The following is a 26,152-nucleotide window of genomic DNA, read 5'->3' on the forward strand; positions in this document are numbered from 1 at the left end:
TAAACAAAGGTTATGGACTCGCCATGCGCCTTCGCCACATCGAGATCTTCCAGGCCATCCGTCAGACCGGGTCGGTCAGCGCTGCCGCGCAGTTACTGCACGTCTCCCAACCCGCCGTGACCAAAGTGCTGCAACACGCTGAGCAGCATCTGGGTTTCCCGTTGTTTCTACGGGTGCGCGGCAAACTCCAGGCCACCCCGGAAGCGCTGGAGCTGGAGCGTGAGGTCGACAAGGTCACCGAAAGCCTGCAAGGGGTGCGACGCCTGGCCCAGAGCCTGCGCCGCGAGCCGGGCCACAGCCTGCGGATCGGCGCGACCCCGGCACTGGCCCTGTCGTTGTTGCCGCCGGCCATTCATGAATGGACGCAACGTTATCCGGAGATCGCCTGCGAGCTGTCCAGTGCCCATAGCCGCGAGCTGGTGCAGAACCTGCTGATGCGCGAAATCGATGTCGCCCTGACCCTGCAACTACCCGATCACCCGGGGCTCAAGGCCCAGGCGCTGGCCTGTGGGGTGTTGGTGGCGTTGGCGCCGGCCGGTTACTGGCCCCAGGAGGAAGAAGGCCAGCCGCTGCCGCTGCAGGCCCTGGCCGACGCGCCGCTGATCGGGCTGTCCAGTGCCGATCCGCTGTCGGCCCGCCTCGACAGCTATCTCGAGGCGGTAGAGCCGCCGCCACGGGTGAGCATCGCGGTGCAAACCTATTCACTGGCCAGGGCGATGGTCGAATCCGGTGCAGGGCTGGCGGTGATCGATCCCTTCACCGCCCTCAGCGCGTCGCCTGGGGCCACCGCCATTCGCCCCCTGGCTCCAGCGTTGCCGATCACCCTGTACGCGGTGACCCGCGCTGCCGAACCGCCACCGCATACACTGGGCGAGCTGCTGACGATCTTCAGCACTCGTGCGCAGGGGCAATTGGATTGTTGGCGCTGAAGCGTTGACTTGCCAGGGAAGGGGATGAAACCCCAGAGACTAAAAAGCCCGCAGTCAGTGGGCTTTATGGGTGTTGCGTAGTCGTCGTTGGACGGCTATGTACATCGAAATAGTAATGGGTTTGGAAGCCACTCGGTAAGCACATCCAAAACAGAGTTGGGCTGTGATAAGCGATGTGTTTTCCACCGCATACGAAAAACCGCAATTGCTACATTGGAGCGTGCAGATGTAAAAAACCTTGTCATCATTTCATGGGTAGGTCATAAAGCAGAGGGTTTGTTGCGGATGACTGTTGACAGGTATTCCGAAGGAAAGCATTTGAAGAACTAGCATGCAAGTTCCAGTCTTAAATATATTGCATCCCCGCGATGTTGGAATGCTGGCGTTTAACTATTGCTCAAATGGTGATAGCATTTTGCCTTACCAGCAAGACTTGGCTCTCGCGATTCAACTGAATGGATAAGGAAAAGATGGAAAAAATTAAAAGCTTTGTGCTGGCATCGTTGGTTGCCGCTTTTGCGTGCACAGCATCAGCAGAAACCTTTGAACACGTCGAGCTTGATAAAGACAGAAGAAGCGTTGAGTATTCTGGACCTATCAATAAGACAATCAGTGCGATTAAAGAACGTAAATGGCTAGGACAAACCAAGGCTATGGATGGTGGGGTCGTGTTCACCCCTTATGTGAATCCCCAATTCGGTAAGAACAATACGGAATCCGGGGGTGCCATTATGGTGACTGCTACATTCTATCTCTATGACAAGCCAGTCAAAGAAGCGTTGATGGTTGCACGTCAAAGTCAAATTCCCGGTTTTGTTGAGTTTTATGGCTATGATTCAAGGGAGCTTCAAATGCATATAAGAATGGTTGACGATGACACCTTTCAATCGTTCGCAAGTGATACGCAATATCGCTCTCCTGAAAAGCTGAATACTTACAAGAAAGTCGACAGTTTTAATAAGAGTAATTACAAGAGCGAGTTGAAGTCTGCCTTGGATGATGGCACTGTTTTTTGAAATGTGTAAACGACAATAAAGCACATCAGTGTTTTTGTTGATTTGAGGTCGATGAAGAGAAGATAGACCGCGTTCGTATAATGGTCGATAACTATCAGGCTGCCCTTCAAGGTGGCCTTTTCAATGCCTGCTATACAGTTGCCAAGCATTGTTGAATGCTTGATTTGTTCGGTCTTTTAATTTCGATGACAGTCAAATAATGGCTTAATGCAACGAAATATTGTGTCAATGGTAGATTGAAAATATATGTAGGGTTGGATGGTAGCTGTCAAAAATTAAAAGTTAGGGTTAGACCCGTGCTCAATTTTCATGCTTGAACACGTTCAACCACAAAAAACGACCTTGCCGGAGACGCGAAGGTTTTTGAATACCCATAAAATCTATTGATTTTTGTGGGTTTGTATGATCTTGACTTCGCGTGATGTGACGCTTTGGGGCCGCATTTTCCGAGGGAAATGGGTTTGAGAAGAACAGATTTTCTGAATAGAAAAAGGGGTAGAAATTTCTTTCTACCCCTTCTCTAAGCCCTTGATTTACAAGGATTTGTATGGTGCCCCGAGGGAGACTCGAACTCCCACTCCTTTCGAAAACGGATTTTGAATCCGCCGCGTCTACCAATTCCGCCATCAGGGCTTGTGGCGGCGAAGTATAGTGAGGCGCCTACCGTTGGTCAATCAGCTTTCATGGTCAATTTTGCCGCTTTCCGCTAAACTTTGCGGCCCTGTCAAACCGATCACCATCATGCGCGTCGCCGATTTCTCCTTTGAGCTTCCAGATTCCCTGATCGCCCGCCATCCACTGGCTGAACGGCGCAGCAGCCGGCTGTTGACCCTCGACGGGCCTACCGGCGCGCTCGCGCATCGCCAGTTCACCGACCTGCTCGAGCACCTGCGCCCGGGCGATCTGATGGTGTTCAACAACACCCGGGTGATCCCGGCCCGACTGTTCGGCCAGAAGGCCTCCGGCGGCAAGCTGGAGATCCTCATCGAGCGTGTGCTCGACAGCCATCGCGTGCTCGCCCACGTGCGCTCGAGCAAGTCGCCCAAGCCAGGCACCCAGCTGCTGATCGACGGCGGCGGCGAAGCCGAGATGGTCGCGCGCCACGACGCGCTGTTCGAGCTGCGCTTCACCGAAGAGGTGCTGCCACTGCTCGACCGCGTCGGCCACATGCCGTTGCCTCCTTATATAGACCGCCCCGACGAAGGCGCCGACCGCGAGCGCTATCAGACGGTCTATGCGCAGCGCTCCGGCGCCGTCGCCGCGCCCACCGCCGGCCTGCACTTCGATGAAGAGCTGATGGGCAAGATCGCCGAAAAGGGCGTGAGCACCGCCTTCGTCACCCTGCACGTGGGCGCCGGCACCTTCCAGCCGGTGCGCGTGGAACGCATCGAAGATCACCACATGCATAAAGAGTGGCTCGAAGTGGGCCAGGACGTGGTGGACGCCGTGGCCGAATGCCGGGCGCGCGGCGGGCGGGTGATCGCGGTCGGCACCACCAGCGTGCGCTCGCTGGAAAGCGCGGCGCGCGACGGTACGCTCAAGCCGTTCAGCGGCGATACCGACATCTTTATTTTCCCGGGCCGCCCGTTCCACGTGGTCGACGCCCTGGTGACCAACTTCCATTTGCCCGAATCCACGCTGCTGATGCTGGTTTCGGCCTTCGCCGGTTACCCCGAGACCATGGCTGCCTACGCCGCAGCGGTGGAAAACGGCTACCGCTTCTTCAGTTACGGTGATGCCATGTTCATCACCCGCAATCCGGCGCCACGCGGGCCCGAGGATCAAGCATGAGTCGCACCTGTCGTATGTCCTTCGAGTTGCTGGCCACCGACGGCAAGGCCCGTCGCGGCCGCCTGACATTCCCCCGGGGTGTGGTCGAAACCCCGGCCTTCATGCCGGTGGGCACCTATGGCACGGTCAAGGGCATGCTGCCGCGCGACATCGAGGCCATCGGCGCGCAGATGATCCTGGGCAACACTTTCCACCTGTGGCTGCGCCCGGGCACCGAGGTGATCAAGGCCCACGGCGACCTGCACGACTTCATGAAGTGGCAGGGCCCGATCCTCACCGACTCCGGCGGCTTCCAGGTGTTCAGCCTGGGCGCGATGCGCAAGATCAAGGAGGAGGGCGTGACCTTCGCATCCCCGGTGGACGGCTCCAAGGTGTTCATGGGCCCGGAAGAGTCGATGCAGGTGCAGCGCGACCTGGGCTCGGACGTGGTGATGATTTTCGACGAGTGCACCCCGTACCCGGCCGATGAAGATGTGGCGCGCATCTCCATGGAGCTGTCGCTGCGCTGGGCCCAGCGCTCCAAGAACGCCCACGGCGACAGCACCGCGGCGCTGTTCGGCATCGTGCAGGGCGGCATGCACCGCAACCTGCGCGAGCGTTCGCTCGAGGGCCTGGACAAGATCGGCTTCGACGGCCTGGCCATTGGCGGGCTGTCGGTGGGCGAGCCCAAGCACGAGATGATCAAGGTGCTGGACTACCTGCCGGGCATGATGCCGGCTGACAAACCTCGTTACCTTATGGGGGTAGGCAAGCCGGAAGATCTCGTTGAGGGTGTGCGCCGCGGCGTCGACATGTTCGATTGCGTGATGCCCACGCGCAATGCGCGCAACGGTCATCTGTTTGTCGATACCGGCGTGCTTAAAATCCGTAACGCGTTCCATCGCCATGATGATTCGCCACTGGATCCGACCTGTGACTGCTACACCTGCCAGAACTTCTCCCGCGCTTATCTGCATCACCTGGATAAATGCGGCGAAATGTTGGGCAGCATGTTGAATACCATCCACAACTTGCGTCATTACCAGCGCCTGATGGCTGGTTTGCGCGAGGCTATTCAACAGGGTACATTGGCCGCCTTTGTCGATGCCTTTTACGCCAAGCGCGGGCTGCCTGTGCCGCCCTTGGATTGATGTTCTGTCGAACCTGACACACGTACAACAACTTGCAACTTGGAGTGCTAAATGAGCTTTCTGATTCCTGCCGCTTACGCGGACGCAGCAGCCCCGGCAGCTGCCGCCGGCCCAGCCGGTACCGGCTTCGAGTGGATTTTCCTGGTCGGCTTCCTGGTCATCTTCTACCTGATGATCTGGCGTCCACAGGCCAAGCGCGCCAAAGAGCAGAAGAACCTGCTGAGCAACCTGCAGAAAGGTGACGAAGTTGTCACCAACGGCGGTATTGCCGGCAAGATCGTCAAAGTGGCCGATGACTTCGTGGTGCTGGAAGTGTCCGACACCGTGGAACTGAAGTTCCAGAAGGGTGCTATTGCCGCGACCCTGCCCAAGGGCACGCTCAAAGCGATCTAAGTTTCAGATTTTCTACAATCGACGGGGCGCGCAAGGCGCCCCGCGTCTTGAACGGGCGGCGTGATGCTGAACAAATATCCTCTATGGAAATACGCACTGATCCTGGCGGTACTGGCGATCGGTTTTATTTATTCCGCTCCCAACCTCTACCCTGACGACGCGGCTATTCAGGTCAGTGGTGCCAGCACGGCGCTGCAGGTCAGCCAGGCCGACCTGGACCGTGCCACCAAGGCACTGGCCGACGCCGGTATCGTGGTCAAGGGTGCAAGCCTGGGCGAGAAGGGCAAGGGCGCACTGGTGCGTCTGGCCAAACAGGACGACCAACTGCCTGCCAAGGACGTTGTGCGCAAGGCGCTGGGTGACGACTACGTCGTTGCACTGAACCTGGCTCCGACCACTCCGCAATGGCTGCGCAACCTGGGTGCAAGCCCTATGAAGCTGGGCCTGGACCTGTCCGGTGGTGTGCACTTCCTGCTTGAAGTGGACATGGACAAGGCCATGGCGGCACGTCTGAAGGTGTACGAGGGCGAAGTCAAAAGCCTGCTGCGCAAGGAGCGTGTGCGCTACCGCAGCCTGCCGCAGCAAGATGGCGGCATTCAACTGGGCTTCTCCGATGACCAGTCCCGCGAACAGGCTCGCAGCCTGATCCGCAAGAATTTCAACGATTTCGAGCTGACCACCACCGAGCGTAACGGCCTGTCGGTGCTGCGTCTGGCGATTACCCCGGCCAAGGTCGCGGAAATCCGTGAATACTCGATCAAGCAGAACCTGACCACGGTACGTAACCGCGTCAACGAACTGGGTGTGGCCGAGCCACTGGTTCAGCGCCAGGGTGCCAACCGCATCGTGGTCGAGCTGCCAGGCGTGCAGGACACCGCCGAAGCCAAGCGTATCCTGGGCAAGACCGCGAACCTGGAGTTCCGTCTGGGTGCCGAGCCGGGTGCGTCCAAGGCCACTACCGAGACCTTCGAGTTCCGTGAGGGCGGTCGCCCACCGGCAGCGGTCGAGCGTGGCCTGATCATCACCGGTGACCAGGTCACCGACGCCCAGGCCAGCTTCGACGAGCAGGGTCGCCCGCAGGTGAACATCCGCCTGGATGGCCACGGCGGCGAACTGATGAGCCGCGCCACGCGCAGCAACGTCGGGCGCAGCATGGCGGTGATCTTCATCGAACAGCGTCCGGTTACCCGCTACGTCAAGCAGATGGTCGACGGTGTCGAGAAAGACGTGCCGGTGCAGTCGTTCGTGGAAGAGAAGCGCATCATCAGCCTGGCGACCATCCAGTCGCCGCTGGGCAGCCAGTTCCGCATCACCGGCCTGAACGGCCAGGGTGAGTCGTCCGAACTGGCCCTGCTGCTGCGTGCCGGTGGTCTGGCGGCGCCGATGTACTTCGCCGAAGAACGTACCATTGGCCCGAGCCTGGGTGCCGACAACATCACCAAGGGTATCGATGCATCGCTGTGGGGCATGCTGTTCGTGTCGCTGTTCATCATGGCCATCTACCGTGCCTTCGGCCTGATCGCCACCATCGCCCTGGCGGGCAACATGGTGCTGCTGCTGGCGCTGATGTCGCTGCTGGGGGCTACGCTGACCCTGCCGGGCATTGCCGGTATCGTGCTGACCATGGGTATGGCGGTCGACGCCAACGTACTGATCTTCTCGCGCATACGTGAAGAACTGGCCAATGGCATGTCGGTGCAGCGCGCCATCCACGAAGGCTTCAACCGTGCCTACACCGCGATCGTCGATGCCAACCTGACCACCCTGCTGGTGGGCGGCATCCTGTTCGCCATGGGTACCGGTCCGGTCAAGGGCTTCGCGGTTACCATGTCCCTCGGGATTTTCACCTCGATGTTCACGGCCGTCATGGTCACCCGCGCAATGGTCAACCTGACCTGCGGTGGGCGGGATATCAAGAAGTTGTGGGTATAAGGGGCTGCCATGTTACGTACCATTAACTTCATGGGTGTGCGGAACGTCGCGTTCGGCGTCACCCTGCTGCTGACTGTGCTGGCACTGTTCAGCTGGTTCTACAAAGGGCTCAACTTCGGCCTGGACTTCACCGGCGGTACGCTCATCGAGCTGACCTACGAGCGCCCGGCCAACCTTGGCGAGGTTCGTGAAGAGCTGGTCAGGTCCGGCTTCCACGATGCCGTGGTGCAGAGCTTCGGTGCTACCACCGACCTGCTGGTGCGCATGCCGGGCGACGACCCGATGCTGGGCAACAAGGTGGCCGAGGCGCTGCAGAAGATCAGCACCGACAACCCGGCCACGGTCAAGCGTGTCGAGTTCGTCGGCCCGCAGGTGGGCGAGGAACTGCGTGACCAGGGCGGCCTGGGCATGCTGCTGGCGCTGGGCGGCATCCTGGTCTACCTGGCCTTCCGCTTCCAGTGGAAGTTTGCGGTGGGCGCCATCCTGTCGCTGGTGCACGACGTGATCGTGACCATGGGCATCCTGTCGTTCTTCCAGATCACCTTCGACCTGACGGTGCTGGCGGCGGTGCTGGCGATCATCGGCTACTCGCTCAACGACACCATCGTGGTGTTCGACCGGGTACGGGAAAACTTCCGCGTGATGCGCAAGGCTTCGCTGATCGAGAACATCAACGTCTCGACCACCCAGACCCTGCTGCGTACCGTGGCCACCTCGGTGTCCACCTTGCTGGCGATCGCGGCACTGCTGTTCTTCGGTGGTGACAACCTGTGGGGCTTCTCGCTGGCACTGTTCATCGGTGTAATGGCCGGTACCTACTCGTCGATCTACATCGCCAACGTGGTGCTGATCTGGCTGAACCTGAACAGTGAAGACCTGATCCCGCCGGTGAAAACCGAGGGTGTGGACGAGCGTCCATAAGGCTTTTTGCCACTGTCCTGAGCGGTACAAGAAGGTGCGAGTATTGAACTCGCGCCTTTTTTTATGCTCCAAGGCTGGGAGAAGCGCGGGCGTGTTCCCGCAGGTAAATCAGGAGGTTCACGTGAACAAGTCAATGCTGGTGGGTGCGGTGCTGGGTGCTGTCGGTGTCACTGCCGGAGGTGCCGTGGCTACCTACAGCTTGGTCAAGGGCGGGCCGCAATACGCGCAGGTGACGTCGGTGCAGCCGGTCAAGCAGACCGTCAAGACGCCACGGGAAGTCTGCAAGGATGTCACGGTGACCCGTCAGGCGCCGGTGAAGGATCAGCACCAGATCGCCGGTACCGTGCTGGGCGCCGTGGCAGGTGGGTTGCTGGGTAACCAGATCGGCGGCGGCAATGGCAAGAAGATCGCGACCGTGGCCGGTGCCGTCGGTGGTGGCTATGCCGGCAACAAGGTGCAGGAAGGCATGCAGAACCGCGATACCTACACCACCACGCAAACCCGCTGCAACACGGTCAATGACCTGAGCGAGAAGGTGGTGGGGTACGACGTGAAGTATTCGATTGGCGACAAGGCCGGGCAGGTGCGCATGGAGCGCGACCCGGGTTCGCAGATCCCGCTGGACGAGAATGGCAAGTTGGTACTGACGCAGGCGCAGCCTGGGCAGTGATGACCCTTTCGCCGGCCTTGCCGGCGAAGAGGCCCGAAAGCCATGTCTAGTCCTGAAATAGGTTTACACCTGTTCAGGTAGGCCGATAGGCCTCAAAACGCCCGATGCACCGCATCGGGCGTTTTGTTTTTCAGGGCCATATGGGGCCGTTCTGTGTTGTAGATCTGTACTGCCTCATCAACCATCTGCCTCGCTTGCTCCAGATCTTCAGGGCTACTCAACAGCAGCTCCATCTTGAGGATTCCGTTGATTCGCTCAGCCAGCGCGTTCTGGTAGCAGTCATACCCATCAGTCATGGAGCACTGAACGCCGTGCCGTTGGTGCAGTGACTGGTATAGCGCCGAGCAATATTGGATGCCTCGATCCGAATGGTGGACTAATGGCTGGCGACGACGTCGCTTTCGTAAGGCCTGCTTGAAGGCTTGCGCTACTGACTCGGCATGCAGGCTTTCATGGACGTGGTGACCAACAATTTTCCTGGAGTACGCGTCCGTTACCAGGCTCAGGTACAGCGGGCCGTTGCGTGCGGGCAGATAAGTAATGTCGGCAACCCAGACGTGCTCCGGCCTTGTCGGAACGACTTGGCTTGGACCGGGCTTGATTAAGTTGGGATGGCGGTAGAAGCGATGAAAGCTCTGTGTTGTCTTGTGGTATGCCCGCTTGGGCAGTACCAGCAAACGGCGCTCTCCCAAGACCTGAAACAGTCTATCTCGGCCGACCTGGAATCGTTTGTCAGGTTGGCAATGCAGCAAATAGTGCAGCTTACGGGTACCCAGACGGGGCTGGCGCAGCCGGACTTGCTGAACAAACTGAACCACCCGATCTGCCTGGCGCTCTTTGCCATCAGCAGCTCGGTTGCGCTTGTAGTAAGCCTGTCGACTGATGCCTAGAAACTGACAAGCCCTGGCAATGCTCAGTCCTGCGACTTGACCTTGCGAGAGGACTTGCCGGATCGCTTTTTTACGACCGAGACACCATAGTCATTTTTCAGAACATCAACGACCGTTTCAAAGAACTGGGCCTTCTGGCTCATCAGCTCAAGCTGCTGCTCAAGCTCTTTGATCCGCTGCTCTGGAGTGAGCGTTTTGGGGTCAGACATCGCGCAGCTCCTCTCGTCGCGGATCGAGGCCCCCTGGCTCCAATCCTGCCGACCGTGCTTACGCAACCATACCAGAACCGTCGACCGTCCCTGGATGCCATACCGCACCTGGGCCTGCTTGTAGGTCAGTTCGCCTTTTTCAATCTGATCAACCACCGCCAATTTAAAAGACAGTGAGTAATCACGCTGTGTGCGCTTTACACCTTGCTCCATCTGACTCTCCGGAAATTCGGGATGGGAGGTGTAAACCTTATTCAGGACGGGACACCAGCCACAAAAAAGCACCCCGAAGGGTGCTTTTTTATTGCCCGGCTGAAACTCAGCGCTTCAGCGAAGCCGGCAGGTGCGGCTGGATCGCCGTCAACACCGCCTTGAAGCACTTGATGTTGCCGGCAACGATGTGGCCCTTCTCGAGGAAGTCATGACCACCGGTGAAGTCGCTCACCAGGCCGCCCGCTTCCTGGATCAGCAGTGCGCCTGCAGCCATGTCCCACTCGCTCAGGCCCGACTCCCAGAACGCATCGAAGCGGCCGGCGGCCACGTAGGCCAGGTCCAGGCTCGCGGCGCCGGCGCGGCGGATGCCGGCGGTCTGGCCGACCAGGGCACGGAACATGCCCAGGTAGTTGTCCAGGCCATCCATCTGGTTGTCACGGAACGGGAAGCCGGTACCCAGCAGGGCGCCGTCCAGGCTGGTGCGACCGCTGACGCGCAGGCGGCGACCATTGAGCTGGGCGCCACGGCCACGGCTGGCGGTGAATTCTTCCTGGCGTACCGGGTCGAGGACCACGGCGTGTTCCAGGCGGCCGCGGTACTTGCACGCGATGCTCACGGCAAAGTGAGGGACGCCACGCAGGAAGTTGGTGGTACCGTCGAGCGGGTCGATGACCCACAGGTAGTCCTTGCCTTCTTCGCCGTTGCCAGCGTGCAGGCCGGTTTCTTCACCGTAGATGGAGTGGTTCGGGTACGCCTTGCGCAGGGCGTCGACGATGACTTTTTCCGCCGCGCGGTCGACTTCGGAGACGTAATCCTTGGCGTCTTTCTCATCTACCTTGATGGTATCCAGGCGCTCGATGGAGCGGAAAATCAATTCACTGGCGCTGCGGGCGGCGCGCAGCGCGATATTCAGCATGGGCTGCATGGACGTTTCACCTGGGTCGTTAAAGAAAGCCGAACATTCTAGCAGAAAACTTTGAACGAAGAAGGGCGACATTTGCTTTCATAGCGTAATGCCGGTCGCTTCTGTAAGATTTGCTCCCTTCCTTCCGTGTCTGTGAGCCGTGCCCGTGCTGCCAAGAATTCGTGTCGTCCTGGTCAATACCAGTCACCCCGGCAATATCGGCGGGGCTGCGCGCGCCATGAAGAACATGGGCCTGTTGCGCCTGGTGCTGGTCGAGCCGAACGACTTTCCTTCCCACGAGGCCAGTGCCCGTGCCTCCGGCGCCGATGACGTGCTGGCGGGTGCCGAGGTGGTGGCCACGCTCGAGGATGCGCTGGTGGGCTGCACCCTGGTGGTGGGCACCAGTGCCCGCGACCGGCGCATCCCGTGGCCCCTGCTCGATCCGCGCGAATGCGGCGCCAAGGTCGTCGAGCAGGCAGGCGAGGGTGCCGAGGTGGCGCTGGTGTTCGGCCGTGAACATGCCGGCCTGACCAACGACGAGCTGCAGCGATGTCATTATCACGTGCATATCCCGTCCAACCCGGATTTCAGTTCGCTGAATCTGGCGGCTGCGGTCCAGGTCCTGGCCTATGAAGTGCGCATGGCCTGGCTGGCAGCCGACGGGCAGGCGTCGAAAGTCGAGAAGGTCGAAGTGGCCTCGGTGCGCAGCGCAGAGCTGGCGACCATGGACGAAATGGAGCTGTTCTACCAGCACCTGGAGTCCGCGCTGGTGGACATCGGCTTTCTCGACCCGACCAAGCCCAAGCACCTGATGCCGCGTTTGCGTCGCCTGTACGGGCGCAGCGCGGTGAGTCGATCGGAAATAAGCATTTTGCGCGGCATCCTCACCGAAACCCAGAAAGCGGCCCGGGGCGATGCGCACAAGCGGAAGGATCAGTAAATGTTCGAGCGTCTGCGTGAAGATATCCAAAGCGTTTTCCACCGTGACCCGGCGGCGCGCAATGCCTTTGAAGTGCTGACCTGCTACCCGGGCATGCATGCGATCTGGCTGCACCGCGCGGCGCATGCCCTGTGGGTACGGGACTGGAAGTGGCTGGCGCGGCTGGTGTCCAACTTCGGTCGCTGGATGACCGGCATCGAGATTCACCCCGGTGCAAAGGTAGGCCGGCGCTTCTTCATCGACCACGGCATGGGCATCGTGATCGGCGAAACCGCCGAGATCGGCGATGACGTGACCCTGTACCAGGGCGTGACCCTGGGCGGCACCAGCTGGAACAAGGGCAAGCGCCACCCGACCCTGGAGGACGGCGTGGTGGTGGGGGCCGGCGCCAAGGTGCTGGGCCCGTTCACCGTGGGGGCGGGGGCCAAGATCGGCTCCAATGCGGTGGTCACCAAGGCGGTGCCGGCCGGCGCCACGGCGGTGGGCATCCCGGGGCGTATCATCGTCAAGTCCGACGCCGAGCAGGAGGCCCGGCGCAAGGCCATGGCCGAGAAGATCGGCTTCGACGCCTACGGCGTGAGCGAAGACATGCCCGACCCGGTGGCCCGCGCCATCGGCCAGTTGCTCGACCACCTGCAAGCGGTGGACGGGCGCCTGGAGGACATGTGCGGTGCGCTCAAGAACCTGGGTAGCGACTACTGCGCCAAGGAACTGCCGGCCCTGCGTGACGAAGACTTCGCGGACGTGAAGGCCGACGCCCGCAGCGACGCGTCGACGCATTGACAGAAGGGCGTGCGCTGGCGCGCCCGACTTTGCTACACTCTGCGCCGCCTCTCAGGCGCAATCCCGACTAAAGCAGTAGGTCTTATAGTTGACTTAAATGCTCGGGAATCGCATACTCGCACACATCCCGTAACTCCCGTGGTACCAAATAGCCATGCGACTGACTACAAAAGGCCGATACGCCGTGACTGCCATGCTTGACCTGGCGTTGCACGCGCAAAACGGGCCGGTGTCCCTGGCCGACATTTCCGAGCGCCAAGGCATCTCCCTTTCCTATCTGGAGCAGCTGTTTGCCAAGCTGCGTCGCAGCAGTCTGGTTTCCAGTGTGCGCGGTCCAGGCGGCGGCTACCAGCTGTCGCGCGTGATGGAAAGCATCCAGGTAGCCCAGGTGATCGATGCGGTCAACGAATCGGTCGACGCTACACGCTGCCAGGGCCTGGGTGATTGCCACGCTGGCGATACCTGCCTGACCCACCACTTGTGGTGTGATCTCAGCCAGCAGATTCACGAATTTCTGAGCGGTATCAGCCTGGCTGACCTTGTTACTCGCCGTGAGGTGCAAGAAGTCGCCCAGCGTCAGGACCTGCGCCGCATGGCGGGCCGGACACCGCATCTGGACAAGATTGAGACATCCGCCGTCGAATGACCGTTTCGACTGCGCGATGAGCCCGCCTGATAGGAGATATTCAATGAAGTTGCCGATCTACCTCGATTACTCCGCGACCACCCCGGTCGACCCACGTGTCGCCCAGAAGATGAGCGATTGCCTGCTGGTCGACGGGAACTTCGGTAACCCGGCCTCGCGTTCCCACGTCTTTGGCTGGAAAGCCGAAGAAGCGGTCGAGAACGCTCGCCGCCAGGTCGCCGACCTGGTCAACGCCGACCCGCGGGAAATTGTCTGGACCAGTGGCGCCACCGAGTCCGACAACCTGGCAATCAAGGGCGTCGCGCACTTCTACGGCACCAAGGGCAAGCACCTGATCACCTCCAAGATCGAGCACAAGGCCGTTCTGGACAGCACCCGTCAGCTGGAACGTGAAGGCTTCGAAGTCACCTACATCGAGCCGGGCGCCGATGGCCTGATCACCCCGGCCATGGTCGAGGCAGCCCTGCGTGAAGACACCATCCTGGTGTCGATCATGCACGTGAACAATGAAATCGGCACCATCAACGACATCGCCGCCATCGGCGAACTGACCCGCTCGCGTGGCGTCATGTTCCACGTCGATGCCGCGCAGTCCACCGGCAAGGTCGAGATCGACCTGCAGAAGCTGAAGGTCGACCTGATGTCGTTCTCGGCGCACAAGACCTACGGCCCCAAAGGCATCGGCGCGCTGTACGTCAGCCGCAAGCCGCGCGTGCGTCTTGAAGCCACCATGCACGGCGGCGGTCACGAGCGCGGCATGCGTTCGGGCACCCTGGCTACCCACCAGATCGTCGGCATGGGCGAAGCCTTCGCCATCGCCAAGGAGCTGATGGCCAGCGAGAACCTGCGTATCAAGGCCCTGAGCGACCGCTTCTACAAGCAGGTCGAGAACCTTGAAGAGCTGTACATCAACGGCAGCATGACCGCGCGTATTCCGCACAACCTGAACCTGAGCTTCAACTACGTCGAAGGCGAGTCGCTGATCATGGCCCTCAAGGACCTGGCAGTGTCTTCGGGTTCGGCGTGCACCTCGGCATCGCTCGAGCCGTCCTACGTGCTGCGCGCCCTGGGCCGCAACGACGAACTGGCGCACAGCTCGATCCGCTTCACCTTCGGTCGCTTCACCACCGAAGAAGAAATCGACTACGCCGCGCAGAAGGTCTGCGAGGCCGTGACCAAGCTGCGCGAATTGTCGCCGCTGTGGGATATGTACAAAGACGGCGTCGACATCTCCAAGATCGAGTGGGCTGCGCACTAAGTAGTCGCCAGCAAGAGCGGCTCTCTGATGAGGAAGGAATAGCACCATGGCTTACAGTGAAAAGGTCATCGACCACTACGAAAACCCACGCAACGTCGGCAAGATGAATGCCGAGGACCCGGATGTCGGTACCGGCATGGTCGGCGCGCCTGCGTGCGGCGACGTGATGCGCCTGCAGATCAAGGTCAACGAGCAGGGCGTCATCGAAGATGCCAAGTTCAAGACCTACGGCTGTGGTTCGGCCATCGCTTCCAGCTCCCTCGCTACCGAGTGGATGAAGGGCAAGACCCTGGACGAAGCCGAAACCATCAAGAACACCCAGCTGGCCGAAGAACTGGCGTTGCCGCCGGTGAAGATCCACTGCTCGGTACTCGCCGAGGACGCCATCAAGGCGGCCGTGCGCGATTACAAGCAGAAGAAAGGTTTGCTCTAAGTTCGCCTGTTGCAGGTAAGGAGTCTCGATGGCTATCAGCATGACAGAAGCCGCCGCCAACCACGTGCGGCGCTCCCTCGAAGGACGCGGCAAGGGTGACGGCATTCGCCTGGGCGTTCGCACCACCGGCTGCTCGGGCTTGGCCTACGTGCTGGAGTTCGTCGATGCGCCGGACAGCGAGGACCAGGTGTTCGAAAGTCACGGCGTCAAGGTGATCATCGACCCGAAAAGCCTGGTGTACCTGGACGGAACCGAACTGGATTTCGTCAAGGAAGGGTTGAACGAAGGCTTCAAGTTCAACAATCCCAACGTGCGCGGTGAGTGTGGCTGCGGCGAAAGCTTCAACGTCTGAGGCTGCGCGTGGGTACTCCTTGTCATTTCGCCCTGTTTGACCTGCAGCCGGGCTTTCGCCTGGACCTCGACAAGCTGGCCGCGCGCTATCGCGAGCTGGCCCGCGAGGTTCACCCGGACCGCTTCGCCGATGCCCCCGAGCGTGAACAGCGCCTGGCGCTGGAGCGCTCGGCCGGCCTCAACGACGCCTACCAGACCCTCAGGAGTGCGCCCAAGCGGGCGCGCTACCTGTTGGCGATGGGGGGCCACGAAGTGCCGCAGGAAGTCACTGTCCACGACCCCGAGTTCCTCTTCCAGCAGATGCAATGGCGAGAAGAGCTCGAAGACCTGCAGGACAGTGCCGACCTCGATGGCGTGGCCGCGTTCAAGCGCCGCCTGAAGGTCGCCCAGGAAGCACTCAACGAGGACTTCGCCGCCTGCTGGGAGGATGCTGCGCAGCGTGAACAGGCCGAGCGCCTGATGCGCCGCATGCAGTTCCTCGACAAGCTCGCCTATGAAGTGCGCCAGCTGGAAGAGCGCCTCGACGATTAACCCGGTGGCGCCGTTGGCGACACCCCTGGTATCAGATAAGCATGGCCCTACTGCAGATCGCCGAACCCGGTCAGACGCCACAGCCCCATCAGCGCCGCCTGGCCGTGGGCATTGACCTTGGCACCACCAATTCGCTGGTCGCTGCATTGCGCAGCGGCATTTCCGAACCGCTGCCAGACGCCGAGGGCCGGGTCATCCTGCCGTCGGCGGTGCGCTATCACGCCAACCATGTCGACGTGGGCTACAGTGCCCGTGACGCGGCCTCCAGCGACCCGCTGAACACCGTGCTGTCGGTCAAGCGCCTGATGGGGCGCGGCCTGGCCGACGTCAAGCAACTGGGCGAGCAACTGCCCTACCGCTTTGTCGGCGGCGAGTCGCATATGCCGTTCATCGACACGGTGCAGGGCCCGAAAAGCCCGGTGGAAGTCTCGGCCGACATTCTCAAGGTGCTGCGCCAGCGCGCCGAAGCCACCCTGGGTGGCGAGCTGGTCGGCGCGGTGATCACCGTGCCGGCGTACTTCGACGACGCTCAGCGCCAGGCCACCAAGGACGCTGCGCGCCTGGCCGGGCTGAACGTGCTGCGCCTGCTCAACGAACCGACCGCTGCGGCTGTGGCCTATGGCCTGGACCAGAACGCCGAAGGCGTGGTGGCCATCTATGACCTGGGCGGCGGCACCTTCGACATTTCCATCCTGCGCCTGACCGGCGGTGTGTTCGAGGTGATGGCCACCGGCGGCGACAGCGCCCTGGGCGGCGATGACTTCGACCATGCGGTGGCCGGCTGGATCATCGAGCAGGCGGGCCTGTCTGCCGACCTCGACCCCGGCACCCAGCGTCAACTGCTGCAAGCTGCCTGTGCGGCCAAGGAAGCGTTGACCAACAGCGATGTCGTGTCCGTGAGCCATGGCGCCTGGCAGGGCGAGTTGACCCGTGCCGGCTTCGACGCGCTGATCGAACCGATGGTGGCGCGCAGCCTCAAGGCCTGTCGCCGCGCCGTGCGCGACAGTGGCATCGAGCTGGATGAAGTCGAAGCCGTGGTCATGGTCGGTGGTTCCACTCGCGTGCCGCGTGTGCGCGAGGCGGTGGGCGCGCTGTTCGGGCGTACCCCGCTGACCGAGATCGACCCCGATCAGGTGGTGGCCATCGGCGCCGCGATCCAGGCCGATACCCTGGCCGGCAACAAGCGCGACGGCGGCGAACTGCTGCTGCTCGACGTGATTCCGCTGTCCCTGGGGCTGGAAACCATGGGCGGGTTGATGGAGAAGGTGATCCCGCGCAACACCACCATCCCGGTTGCCCGTGCCCAGGAATTCACCACGTACAAGGATGGCCAGTCGGCCATGATGATCCACGTGCTGCAGGGCGAGCGTGAGCTGATCAGCGACTGCCGCTCCCTGGCGCGCTTCGAGCTGCGCGGCATTCCGGCCATGGTGGCCGGTGCGGCGAAGATTCGCGTCACCTTCCAGGTCGACGCCGACGGCCTGCTCAGCGTTTCGGCGCGCGAGCTGGGCTCGGGTGTGGAATCGAGCATTCAGGTCAAGCCGTCCTACGGCCTGACCGACGGCGAGATCACTCGCATGCTCAAGGACTCCTTCGAGCATGCCGGCTACGACAAGGTGGCGCGCCAGCTGCGCGAGCACCAGGTCGACGCCGAGCGTCTGCTCGAAGCGGTGCAGGGCGCGCTGGACGCCGATGGCGAGCGCCTGCTGGACGCCGAAGAGCGCCTGGCGATCGAACAACAGATGCAAGACTTGCGTGATTTGATGAACGGTACCGATGGCGCCGCCATCGAGCAGCAGACCAAGCGTCTGTCGCAAGTGACCGATGCCTTTGCCGCCCGTCGCCTTGATTCGACGGTAAAAGCCGCTTTGGCCGGGCGCAACCTGAATGAGATCGAGGAATAACTGATGCCGCAGGTGATTTTTCTGCCCCACGAGAAGTTCTGTCCGGACGGAATGGTGGTGGAGGCCGAAACCGGTAAGTCCATCCTTGAAGTGGCCCATGACAACCACATCGAGATCGAAAGCGCCTGCGGCGGCGTCTGCGCCTGCACCACGTGCCACTGCGTGATCCGCGAGGGTTTCAACTCGCTGAACGAGGCCGACGAGCTGGAAGAGGACTACCTCGACCGCGCCTGGGGCCTGGAGCCCACGTCGCGCCTGACCTGCCAGGCCAAGGTCGGCACCGAGGACGTGACCGTCGAGATCCCGAAATACTCGCTCAACCACGCCGCCGAAGCGCCGCACTGACCGTTGGAGTCATCATGAGCCTGAAATGGGTTGATGTACTTGAAATTGCAATTCAGCTTGCCGAAAGCAAGCCGCAAGTCGATCCTCGCTACGTGAATTTCGTCGAACTGAGCCGCTGGGTGCAGGCCCTGCCCGACTTCAGCGACGATCCGAACCGTGGCGGAGAGAAGGTGCTTGAAGCCATTCAGGCCGCCTGGATCGAAGAAGCCGACTGAGCGCACTCGGCAGGTTAGGCAATCCCCCGGAACCCGCGTATAATTCGCGGGTTTAATTTTTCGCTTCACTTACTGTTTCTGGAGTTACACCATGGCTGTTCAACGTACTTTCTCCATCATCAAGCCTGACGCCGTTGCCAAGAACGTGATCGGCGAGATCACCACCCGTTTCGAAAAAGCCGGCCTGCGCGTCGTTGCCTCGAAACTCAAGCAACTGTCCAAAGCCGAAGCCGAAGGCTTCTACGCCGAGCACAAAGAGCGCGGCTTCTTCGGTGACCTGGTTGCCTTCATGATCTCCGGCCCGGTCGTTGTACAGGTTCTGGAAGGCGAAAACGCCATCGCTCTGAACCGTGAGCTGATGGGCGCCACCAACCCTAAAGAAGCTGCTGCCGGTACCATCCGTGCCGACTTCGCCGAGTCGATCGACGCCAACGCCGTTCACGGTTCGGACTCCGAAGCCGCTGCTGCTCGCGAAATCTCGTACTTCTTCGCAGCTACCGAGGTAACCGCTCGCTAAGCGACAGCTTACGAGTGAGGGTGAATCCATGACGACATCGACTGGTAAAACTAACCTGTTGGGCCTGACCCAGCCGGAAATGGAAAAATTCTTCGAGTCCATCGGGGAGAAGCGTTTCCGTGCCGGCCAGGTAATGAAATGGATTCACCACTTTGGCGTCGATGATTTCGACGCCATGACGAATGTCGGCAAGGCCCTGCGCGAGAAGCTCAAGGCCGTTGCCGAGATTCGCGGCCCCGAAGTGGTCAGCGAGGACATATCCAGCGACGGCACCCGCAAGTGGGTGGTGCGCGTGGCGTCCGGCAGCTGCGTCGAGACCGTGTACATCCCCCAGGGCAAGCGTGGCACCCTGTGTGTCTCGTCCCAGGCCGGTTGCGCCCTGGACTGCAGTTTCTGCTCCACCGGCAAGCAAGGATTCAACAGCAACCTCACCGCCGCCGAAGTGATCGGCCAGGTGTGGATTGCCAACAAGTCGTTCGGCAGCATTCCCGCCACCATCGACCGCGCCATCACCAACGTGGTGATGATGGGCATGGGTGAGCCGCTGCTCAACTTCGACAACGTGGTCGCCGCCATGCACCTGATGATGGACGACCTGGGCTACGGCATTTCCAAGCGCCGTGTGACCCTGTCCACCTCCGGCGTGGTGCCGATGATCGACCAGCTGGCCAAGCACATCGACGTGTCCCTGGCGCTGTCGCTGCACGCACCCAACGACGCCCTGCGCAACGAGCTGGTACCGATCAACAAGAAGTACCCGCTCAAGATGCTGCTCGAGTCGTGCATGCGCTACATGGCCGAACTCGGCGAGAAGCGTGTGCTGACCATCGAGTACACCCTGCTCAAGGACGTCAACGACAAGCTCGAGCACGCGGTCGAGATGGTCGAGCTGCTCAAGAACATCCCGTGCAAGATCAACCTGATTCCGTTCAACCCGTTCCCGCACTCCGGCTACGAGCGTCCGAGCAACAACGCGATCCGCCGCTTCCAGGACCACCTGCACCAGGCCGGCTACAACGTTACCGTGCGCACCACCCGTGGCGAGGACATCGACGCGGCCTGTGGTCAGCTGGTGGGGCAGGTGATGGACCGCACGCGCCGCAGTGAGCGCTATATCGCGGTACGGCAGCTCAATGCCGACGCCGATATGCCGCAAACCGGCGCGGCGGGCAACTGAGGCCGACATGGGCCTGCGCGCCGCGCTGCCAACCCTGTTGCTGACGCTGCTTGCCGGCTGCGTCGGCAGCGGCAGTTCCGACCCGCTGCAAAGCGGCAAGGGGCGCGAAGAGGCACGCCAGGCCTATGTGCAGCTGGGCCTGGGTTATTTGCAACAAGGTTTGACCGAACGCGCCAAGGTGCCGCTGAAAAAGGCCCTTGAACTGGACGCTCGCGACCCGGCAGCCAATGCCGCGCTGGCCCTGGTGTTCCAGCGCGAGGACGAGCCGGCGCTGGCCGAGGGGTATTACCGCAAGGCCCTGGCTGCCAACCCCGACGACCCCCGTATTCGCAACAATTTCGGCAGTTTCCTATATGCGCAGGGGCGCTATGCCCAGGCGCAGCAGATGTTTCGCCAAGCGGCGGCCGATACCCTGTATCCTGAACGCTCCCGGGTTTTCGAGAACCTTGGCCTGACCGCCATCAAGCTGGGTCAGCGCGAGCAGGCGCGTGAACACCTGCAAAAGGCTTTACGGCTCAACCAGCAGCAACCGCGCGCGTTGCTCGAAATGGCTGAGTTGTCTTACGAAGACAGGCATTATGTGCCGGCGCGCGACTACTACGATCGTTTCAGCCAGCTGAGCGATCACGGCCCCCGCAGCCTGCTGCTGGGTTCGCGCCTGGCAACTGTATTCGAAGAACCTGACAAGGCCGCCGAACTGGGCGTGCAATTACAACGACTTTATCCCGGTACGCCGGAATATCAGCAATACCTGTCGGAGCAATGATGAAAGCGGCGCATCCCGAAGTAGCAGCAGCGACTCGCCAGAATCCCGGTGAGACCTTGCGTCAGGCCCGTGAAAGCAAGGGCTTGTCGCAGGCCGAAGTGGCCCGCAAGCTCAACCTGACCGTGAGTTCCCTGAACAACCTTGAAACCGGCGCGTTCGACAAGCTGCCAGGGCATACCTTCGCCCGTGGCTATATCCGTGCCTACGCCAAGCTGTTCGAGATGGACCAGGCCGAACTGGTGCTGGCCTTCGACCAGGCCACCGGCAGCAATTCCCAGGGCAGCGACGTGCATGCGCTGGGGCGTATCGAAGAGCCGGTACGCCTGTCGCACAACATCCTGCGCATCGTCAGCCTGTTGCTGCTGATCCTGGTGATCGGCGGTGGCTTCTTCTGGTGGCAGGACCAGACCAGCCTGCGCGGCAAGGACCTGGCCAGCCTGGCCATGGAACACGTCGAGGTCGAGAGCGCCGACGGTACCACCCAGATCCACCCGCTGGACGAGCCTGAAGACCAGGCCGTGGCCCAAAGCCAGGAAGCGCCGGCTGCCAGCACACCGGCCGAGCAGGCCCAGCCTGCCACCGACGAGGCTGCCGCACAGGCCCCGGCCGCCAGCAACCCGGCGCCAGCTGCGCCTGCCGAACCCGTAGCCCCGGCTCCCGTAGCGCCGGCCCCTGCGGCCAGCGCCCCGGCTGTGGCAGCCGCCCCTGCGCCTGTCAACCCCGCCACCCCCGCCACCCCCGCTGCGCCAGCGGCTGCACCGGCTGCCGGCAGCGCCTCGTTGCACATGCAGTTCGTTGCCGATTGCTGGACTTCGGTCACCGACGGCAACGGCAAGGTGCTGGTCAATGCCACCAAGCGCAAGGGCGAGACCCTCGAGCTCACCGGCAAGCCGCCGTTCGCGGTACGCCTGGGCTTTGCCCGTGGCGCACAGATCAGTTTCAACGGCCAGCCCGTCGACGTGGCGCCGTTCACCAGTGGCGAGACTGCTCGCCTGAAGTTGGGACAATAAGTCATGCACGGCGAATCTCCGATCAAACGTCGCGAATCGCGCAAAATCTGGGTAGGTAATGTGCCTGTCGGCGGCGATGCACCCATCGCCGTCCAGAGCATGACCAACACCGACACCAACGACGTCGATGCCACCGTCGCACAGATCACCCGCCTGGTGGATGCCGGCGTCGACATCGTGCGCGTCTCGGTACCGGACATGGACGCGGCCGAAGCCTTCGGCCGCATCAAGCAGCGGGTCAGCGTGCCGCTGGTGGCCGATATCCACTTCGACTACCGCATCGCCTTGCGCGTGGCCGAGCTGGGTGTGGACTGCCTGCGCATCAACCCCGGCAACATCGGCCGTGAAGACCGCGTGCGTGCGGTGGTGGATGCCGCGCGTGATCGCGGCATCCCTATCCGTATCGGCGTCAACGCCGGCTCCCTGGAAAAGGACCTGCAGAAGAAGTACGGCGAGCCCACCCCGGCGGCGCTGGTCGAGTCGGCCATGCGTCATGTGGAGCACCTCGATCGCCTGGACTTCCAGGACTTCAAGGTCAGCGTGAAGGCCTCCGACGTGTTCATGGCCGTCGAGGCCTATCGCCTGCTGGCCAAGCAGATCGTGCAGCCGCTGCACCTGGGCATCACCGAAGCCGGCGGCCTGCGCTCGGGCACGGTGAAATCGGCCGTGGGCCTCGGTATGCTGCTTGCCGAAGGGATTGGCGATACTATCCGCATCTCGCTTGCCGCCGACCCGGTCGAGGAAGTGAAGGTCGGCTACGACATCCTCAAGTCGCTGCACCTGCGTTCGCGTGGCATCAACTTCATCGCCTGCCCGAGCTGCTCGCGGCAGAACTTCGATGTGGTCAAGACCATGAACGAGCTAGAAGGGCGCCTCGAAGACCTGCTGGTACCGCTGGACGTGGCGGTGATCGGCTGTGTGGTCAACGGCCCCGGCGAAGCCAAGGAAGCCCACGTGGGGCTCACCGGCGGCACGCCGAACCTGATCTACATCGATGGCAAGCCGGCGCAGAAGCTGACCAATGACAACCTGGTGGATGAGCTGGAAAAACTCATCCGCCAGAAAGCGGCCGAGAAGGCCGAGGCCGACGCGGCAGTGATTGCCCGCGGTTGACCGACACCGATTTCGTTAAGGATTTACCGTGAGCAAATCGCTGCAAGCCATTCGTGGCATGAACGACATCCTGCCCGAGCAGACCCCGCTGTGGCGCTATTTCGAGAGCACCGTGGCCGGCCTGCTGGACACCTACGGCTATCGCCAGATCCGCACCCCGATCGTCGAGCCGACCGAGCTGTTCAAGCGCTCCATCGGTGAAGTGACCGACATCGTCGAAAAAGAGATGTACACCTTCGCCGATCGCAACGGCGACTCCCTGACCCTGCGCCCCGAAGGCACCGCCGCCTGTGTGCGCGCCGTGCTCGAACACGGCATCAGCGGTGGTGGCCAGGTGCAGAAGCTCTGGTACATCGGCCAGATGTTCCGCCACGAGCGCCCGCAGAAGGGCCGCTATCGCCAGTTCCACCAGATCGGCCTGGAGGTGTTCAACCTCGATGGCCCGGACATCGACGCCGAGCTGATCGTGCTCACCTGGCGCCTGTGGGGCCTGCTGGGCATCCGCGATGCGGTCAAGCTCGAACTCAACAGCCTGGGTACCAGCGAAGCCCGCGGCCGTTACCGTGACGCGCTGGTCGAGTTCCTCTCGGCGCGCCTGGAGCAACTGGACGAAGACAGCCAACGTCGCCTCAAGACCAATCCGCTGCGCATCCTCGACAGCAAGGACGCCAACACCCAGGCGGCGCTGGTGGGTGCACCGAAGCTCGAAGACTACCTGGACGAAGAATCGCGCGTGCACTTCGAGGGCCTCAAGGCTCGTCTGGACGCCGCCGGCATTCCGTTCGTGATCAACACCAAGCTGGTGCGTGGCCTGGACTACTACAGCAAGACCGTGTTCGAGTGGGTCACCGACAAGCTCGGGTCCCAGGGCACCGTATGTGCCGGTGGCCGCTACGACGGCCTGGTCGAGCAGATGGGCGGCAAGCCGACCCCGGGCGTGGGTTTTGCCATGGGCATCGAGCGTCTGCTGCTGCTGATCGAGACCCTGGGCCAGGTGCCCGAGTCGATTTCGCGTCAGATCGACGTCTACCTGTGCGCCTTTGGCGAACAGGCCGAACTCGCCGGGCTGGCCCTGAGCGAGCGTCTGCGTGACCGCCTGCCGGGCTTGCGCCTGCAGGTCAATGCCGGTGGCGGCAGCTTCAAGAGCCAGTTCAAGAAGGCCGACAAGAGCAACGCTCTGTATGCCTTGATCCTGGGGGACGACGAACTGGCGCAACAAGTGGTAGGTTTCAAACCCCTGCGTGGTCAGGGCGAGCAACAAAACATTGCCTGGGATGCTCTGGCCGAGCACCTGGAAGCTTCCCTCGCGCAGGCGTGAAGCGGGTCAACAGCCGATTTGGTGAAAAGGAGTATTGGGGTGTCGAGTAGCGATGATGAACAACTGGCCGCATTCAAGGATTGGTGGCAGCGCAACGGCAAACCACTGCTGACCGGTGGCCTGTTGGCGCTGGTGGTAGTGTTGGGCTGGCAGACCTGGCAGAAGTACCAGGGCAACCAGTCCCAAGGTGCTTCGAACCTTTATCAGGCCCTGCTTGAAACCACCCTGACGCCGACCGGCCAGCCGGACATGGCCCAGGTCGCGGACCTGTCGGGCAAGCTCAAGAGCGAGTTCGGCGGCACGGCCTACGCGCAGTACGCCAGCCTGTTCGTGGCCAAGGTGGCGGTCGAGAGCGGCAAGCTCGACGACGCCGCCAGCGAACTGAAAAGCGTGCTCGACAAGCCGGCCGACGCCACCCTGGGCGAAATTGCCCGTCAGCGCCTGGCCCGTGTACTGGCCGCGCAGAACAAGGTCGATGACGCCCTGAAGCTGCTCGATGGCGATGCCGACAAGGCCTTCCTGGCCAGCCGTGAAGAACTCAAGGGCGACCTGCTGGTACAGCTGGGTCGCGCCGATGATGCTCACGCCGCGTATCAGAAGGCCAAGGCCGCGCTGTCGGATGACGCCGCGATCGGTGGCCTGCAACTCAAGCTCGACGACCTTGCCAAAGGGGATGCGTGACGTGATCGGTTGGAAACATGCAGCAGTGCTGGCCGTGGCCCTTCTGGCCGTTGGTTGCAGCAGCAACAGCAAAAAGGAACTGCCGCCGGCCGAGCTGACCAAGTTCACCGAAGAGGTGGTACTGAAGAAGCAGTGGAGCCGTTCGATCGGTGACGGCCAGGGCGAGAGCTTCAACATGCTCGTCCCGGCCATCGAGAACGACCGCATCTACGCCGCCGATGTGACCGGCGTGGTGATGGCGCTGGACCGCATGAACGGCGACGTGATCTGGAAGAAAGACCTCGACCTGCCGGTATCCGGTGCGGTGGGTGTCGGCTACGGCCTGGTCATGCTCGGCACCCTCAAGGGTGAAGTGATCGCCATGGATGCCAGCACCGGCGAAGAAAAGTGGCGTGCGCGGGTCACCAGTGAAGTACTGGCGCCCCCGGCGACCAACGGTGACGTGGTGGTGGTGCAGACCCAGGACGATCGCGTGATCGCCCTGGATGCCAGCACCGGCGACCGCCGCTGGATCTACGAAAGCACCCCGGCCGTACTGACCCTGCGCGGTACCGGTGCGCCGATCGTGACCAACCGCCTGGCCGTGGCCGGCCTCTCGACCGGCAAGGTCGTGGCGCTGGACACCCAGAACGGCGTGCCGGTCTGGGAGCAACGTGTTGCCGTTCCGCAAGGGCGTTCCGAGCTGGACCGCGTGGTGGATATCGACGGCGGCCTGCTGCTGTCGGGCGGTGTGCTGTACGTGGCCAGCTACCAGGGGCGTGTCGCCGGCCTCGAGCTGGAAAGCGGTCGCGTGCTGTGGCAGCGCGATGCCTCCAGCTATGCCGGTGTGGCCCAGGGCTTTGGCAACGTCTACGTGAGCCTGGCGTCCGGTACGGTCGAAGGCATCGACGAGCGTTCTTCGTCGGCGCTGTGGAGCAACGACTCGCTGGCCCGTCGCCAGCTGTCGGCACCGGAAGTGTTCTCCAGCTACGTGGCCGTGGGTGACCTGGAAGGTTACCTGCACCTGCTGAGCCAGGTGGACGGCCGCTTCGTGGGTCGCGAGCGCATCGACAGCGATGGCCTGCGTGCACGCCCGCTGGTGGTAGGTGACATGATTTATGTGTTTGGCAACAGCGGCAAACTCGAGGCGCTGACCATTCGCTGAGTCTATGCTTGAGGCCTGCGGG

Annotated in this window: 28 protein-coding genes and 1 tRNA gene; 26 read left to right on the top strand and 3 right to left on the bottom strand. The window is 61.9% G+C overall.

Annotated features, from left to right (window positions below):
* Nucleotides 1-23 precede the first annotated feature (23 nt).
* Nucleotides 24-929, top strand: coding sequence for a LysR family transcriptional regulator (locus LOY33_RS04470; RefSeq protein ID WP_088515308.1), 906 nt, complete (start codon nucleotides 24-26; stop codon nucleotides 927-929).
* A 455-nt stretch (nucleotides 930-1,384) separates the two neighbouring features.
* Nucleotides 1,385-1,945 carry a hypothetical protein gene (locus tag LOY33_RS04475; protein ID WP_143516664.1) on the top strand — a complete coding sequence of 187 codons (561 nt, stop codon included), beginning with the start codon at nucleotides 1,385-1,387 and terminating at the stop codon, nucleotides 1,943-1,945.
* A gap of 548 nt (nucleotides 1,946-2,493) precedes the next feature.
* Here LOY33_RS04475 and LOY33_RS04480 read toward each other — a convergent pair.
* A tRNA-Leu gene (locus tag LOY33_RS04480) sits at nucleotides 2,494-2,578 on the bottom strand.
* 108 nt (nucleotides 2,579-2,686) lie between these two features.
* On the opposite strand from LOY33_RS04480, the gene queA reads away from it, so the two are divergent.
* From queA to LOY33_RS04510, 6 genes are all read left to right on the top strand, one after another.
* Nucleotides 2,687-3,736 carry a tRNA preQ1(34) S-adenosylmethionine ribosyltransferase-isomerase QueA gene (gene queA, locus LOY33_RS04485; protein ID WP_043864453.1) on the top strand — a complete coding sequence of 350 codons (1,050 nt, stop codon included), beginning with the start codon at nucleotides 2,687-2,689 and terminating at the stop codon, nucleotides 3,734-3,736.
* 14 nt (nucleotides 3,737-3,750) lie between these two features.
* Nucleotides 3,751-4,866: a tRNA guanosine(34) transglycosylase Tgt gene (gene tgt, locus LOY33_RS04490; RefSeq protein ID WP_162484886.1), complete on the top strand. Its 1,116-nt coding sequence runs from the start codon at nucleotides 3,751-3,753 to the stop codon at nucleotides 4,864-4,866.
* A 51-nt stretch (nucleotides 4,867-4,917) separates the two neighbouring features.
* Entirely contained in the window at nucleotides 4,918-5,259 is a 342-nt protein-coding gene (yajC, locus tag LOY33_RS04495) for a preprotein translocase subunit YajC (protein WP_043864455.1), read from the top strand.
* A 63-nt stretch (nucleotides 5,260-5,322) separates the two neighbouring features.
* The gene (gene secD / locus LOY33_RS04500; RefSeq protein WP_043864456.1) at nucleotides 5,323-7,191 is read left to right on the top strand and encodes a protein translocase subunit SecD; all 1,869 of its coding nucleotides are present in this window, start codon (nucleotides 5,323-5,325) and stop codon (nucleotides 7,189-7,191) included.
* Between the two features lie 9 nt (nucleotides 7,192-7,200).
* Complete coding sequence (gene secF / locus LOY33_RS04505) at nucleotides 7,201-8,112, top strand: protein translocase subunit SecF (protein ID WP_043864457.1); 912 nt, start codon at nucleotides 7,201-7,203, stop codon at nucleotides 8,110-8,112.
* 121 nt (nucleotides 8,113-8,233) lie between these two features.
* Nucleotides 8,234-8,782, top strand: a complete 549-nt coding sequence (locus LOY33_RS04510) for a glycine zipper 2TM domain-containing protein (protein ID WP_043864458.1) — start codon at nucleotides 8,234-8,236, stop codon at nucleotides 8,780-8,782.
* A gap of 92 nt (nucleotides 8,783-8,874) precedes the next feature.
* Here LOY33_RS04510 and LOY33_RS04515 read toward each other — a convergent pair.
* Together LOY33_RS04515 and suhB are read right to left on the bottom strand one after the other, a co-directional pair.
* Nucleotides 8,875-10,094, bottom strand: a protein-coding gene (locus tag LOY33_RS04515; protein ID WP_152644058.1) for an IS3 family transposase whose coding sequence is annotated in 2 segments (ribosomal slippage) — nucleotides 8,875-9,746 and nucleotides 9,746-10,094 — 1,221 coding nt in all. Because the reading frame shifts where the segments join, the coding sequence is not laid out codon by codon here.
* A gap of 106 nt (nucleotides 10,095-10,200) precedes the next feature.
* On the bottom strand, nucleotides 10,201-11,019 hold the full coding sequence (suhB, locus tag LOY33_RS04520) for an inositol-phosphate phosphatase (protein WP_043864459.1): 819 nt from the start codon (nucleotides 11,017-11,019) through the stop codon (nucleotides 10,201-10,203).
* Nucleotides 11,020-11,164: 145 nt separating this feature from the next.
* Here suhB and trmJ point away from each other — a divergent pair, with 145 nt between their 5' ends.
* The 18 genes from trmJ to bamB all read left to right on the top strand — a co-directional run bounded on the left by trmJ (nucleotide 11,165) and on the right by bamB (nucleotide 26,130).
* Nucleotides 11,165-11,938: a tRNA (cytosine(32)/uridine(32)-2'-O)-methyltransferase TrmJ gene (gene trmJ / locus LOY33_RS04525; RefSeq protein ID WP_058541550.1), complete on the top strand. Its 774-nt coding sequence runs from the start codon at nucleotides 11,165-11,167 to the stop codon at nucleotides 11,936-11,938.
* Entirely contained in the window at nucleotides 11,939-12,721 is a 783-nt protein-coding gene (gene cysE / locus LOY33_RS04530; RefSeq protein WP_054916605.1) for a serine O-acetyltransferase, read from the top strand.
* A gap of 154 nt (nucleotides 12,722-12,875) precedes the next feature.
* Nucleotides 12,876-13,367 (top strand): Fe-S cluster assembly transcriptional regulator IscR, encoded by a 492-nt coding sequence (iscR, locus tag LOY33_RS04535; RefSeq protein ID WP_043864462.1) that lies wholly within the window; start codon nucleotides 12,876-12,878, stop codon nucleotides 13,365-13,367.
* Nucleotides 13,368-13,410: 43 nt separating this feature from the next.
* Nucleotides 13,411-14,625, top strand: coding sequence for an IscS subfamily cysteine desulfurase (locus LOY33_RS04540; RefSeq protein ID WP_043864463.1), 1,215 nt, complete (start codon nucleotides 13,411-13,413; stop codon nucleotides 14,623-14,625).
* A 46-nt stretch (nucleotides 14,626-14,671) separates the two neighbouring features.
* Nucleotides 14,672-15,058, top strand: a complete 387-nt coding sequence (gene iscU / locus LOY33_RS04545; protein ID WP_002552476.1) for a Fe-S cluster assembly scaffold IscU — start codon at nucleotides 14,672-14,674, stop codon at nucleotides 15,056-15,058.
* Nucleotides 15,059-15,086: 28 nt separating this feature from the next.
* The gene (gene iscA / locus LOY33_RS04550) at nucleotides 15,087-15,410 is read left to right on the top strand and encodes an iron-sulfur cluster assembly protein IscA (protein ID WP_043864464.1); all 324 of its coding nucleotides are present in this window, start codon (nucleotides 15,087-15,089) and stop codon (nucleotides 15,408-15,410) included.
* A gap of 8 nt (nucleotides 15,411-15,418) precedes the next feature.
* Entirely contained in the window at nucleotides 15,419-15,940 is a 522-nt protein-coding gene (gene hscB, locus LOY33_RS04555; RefSeq protein ID WP_043864465.1) for a co-chaperone HscB, read from the top strand.
* Nucleotides 15,941-15,981: 41 nt separating this feature from the next.
* Nucleotides 15,982-17,844: a Fe-S protein assembly chaperone HscA gene (gene hscA / locus LOY33_RS04560; RefSeq protein ID WP_043864466.1), complete on the top strand. Its 1,863-nt coding sequence runs from the start codon at nucleotides 15,982-15,984 to the stop codon at nucleotides 17,842-17,844.
* 3 nt (nucleotides 17,845-17,847) lie between these two features.
* Nucleotides 17,848-18,189, top strand: coding sequence for an ISC system 2Fe-2S type ferredoxin (gene fdx / locus LOY33_RS04565; protein WP_043864467.1), 342 nt, complete (start codon nucleotides 17,848-17,850; stop codon nucleotides 18,187-18,189).
* 14 nt (nucleotides 18,190-18,203) lie between these two features.
* Entirely contained in the window at nucleotides 18,204-18,404 is a 201-nt protein-coding gene (gene iscX, locus LOY33_RS04570; protein WP_054916604.1) for a Fe-S cluster assembly protein IscX, read from the top strand.
* A gap of 91 nt (nucleotides 18,405-18,495) precedes the next feature.
* Nucleotides 18,496-18,921, top strand: a complete 426-nt coding sequence (gene ndk / locus LOY33_RS04575) for a nucleoside-diphosphate kinase (RefSeq protein ID WP_043864469.1) — start codon at nucleotides 18,496-18,498, stop codon at nucleotides 18,919-18,921.
* Nucleotides 18,922-18,949: 28 nt separating this feature from the next.
* Nucleotides 18,950-20,098 carry a 23S rRNA (adenine(2503)-C(2))-methyltransferase RlmN gene (gene rlmN / locus LOY33_RS04580; RefSeq protein ID WP_054916603.1) on the top strand — a complete coding sequence of 383 codons (1,149 nt, stop codon included), beginning with the start codon at nucleotides 18,950-18,952 and terminating at the stop codon, nucleotides 20,096-20,098.
* A 7-nt stretch (nucleotides 20,099-20,105) separates the two neighbouring features.
* Entirely contained in the window at nucleotides 20,106-20,864 is a 759-nt protein-coding gene (gene pilW, locus LOY33_RS04585) for a type IV pilus biogenesis/stability protein PilW (protein ID WP_043864471.1), read from the top strand.
* Nucleotides 20,864-21,874, top strand: a complete 1,011-nt coding sequence (locus LOY33_RS04590) for a RodZ family helix-turn-helix domain-containing protein (RefSeq protein ID WP_258661924.1) — start codon at nucleotides 20,864-20,866, stop codon at nucleotides 21,872-21,874. The genes pilW and LOY33_RS04590 overlap by 1 nt, the downstream gene beginning before the upstream one ends.
* A gap of 3 nt (nucleotides 21,875-21,877) precedes the next feature.
* A complete protein-coding gene (gene ispG / locus LOY33_RS04595) occupies nucleotides 21,878-22,987 on the top strand; it encodes a flavodoxin-dependent (E)-4-hydroxy-3-methylbut-2-enyl-diphosphate synthase (protein WP_043862521.1) in 1,110 nt (369 codons plus the stop codon).
* Nucleotides 22,988-23,015: 28 nt separating this feature from the next.
* On the top strand, nucleotides 23,016-24,305 hold the full coding sequence (gene hisS / locus LOY33_RS04600; protein WP_054916601.1) for a histidine--tRNA ligase: 1,290 nt from the start codon (nucleotides 23,016-23,018) through the stop codon (nucleotides 24,303-24,305).
* A gap of 39 nt (nucleotides 24,306-24,344) precedes the next feature.
* Nucleotides 24,345-24,986: a tetratricopeptide repeat protein gene (locus LOY33_RS04605; RefSeq protein ID WP_043862519.1), complete on the top strand. Its 642-nt coding sequence runs from the start codon at nucleotides 24,345-24,347 to the stop codon at nucleotides 24,984-24,986.
* Complete coding sequence (bamB, locus tag LOY33_RS04610; protein ID WP_043862518.1) at nucleotides 24,979-26,130, top strand: outer membrane protein assembly factor BamB; 1,152 nt, start codon at nucleotides 24,979-24,981, stop codon at nucleotides 26,128-26,130. Before LOY33_RS04605 ends, bamB begins: the two co-directional genes overlap by 8 nt.
* Nucleotides 26,131-26,152 lie beyond the last annotated feature (22 nt).

It is taken from the genome of Pseudomonas sp. B21-036 (genome assembly GCF_024748925.1).
In the GTDB taxonomy this organism is placed as follows: domain Bacteria; phylum Pseudomonadota; class Gammaproteobacteria; order Pseudomonadales; family Pseudomonadaceae; genus Aquipseudomonas; species Aquipseudomonas palmensis.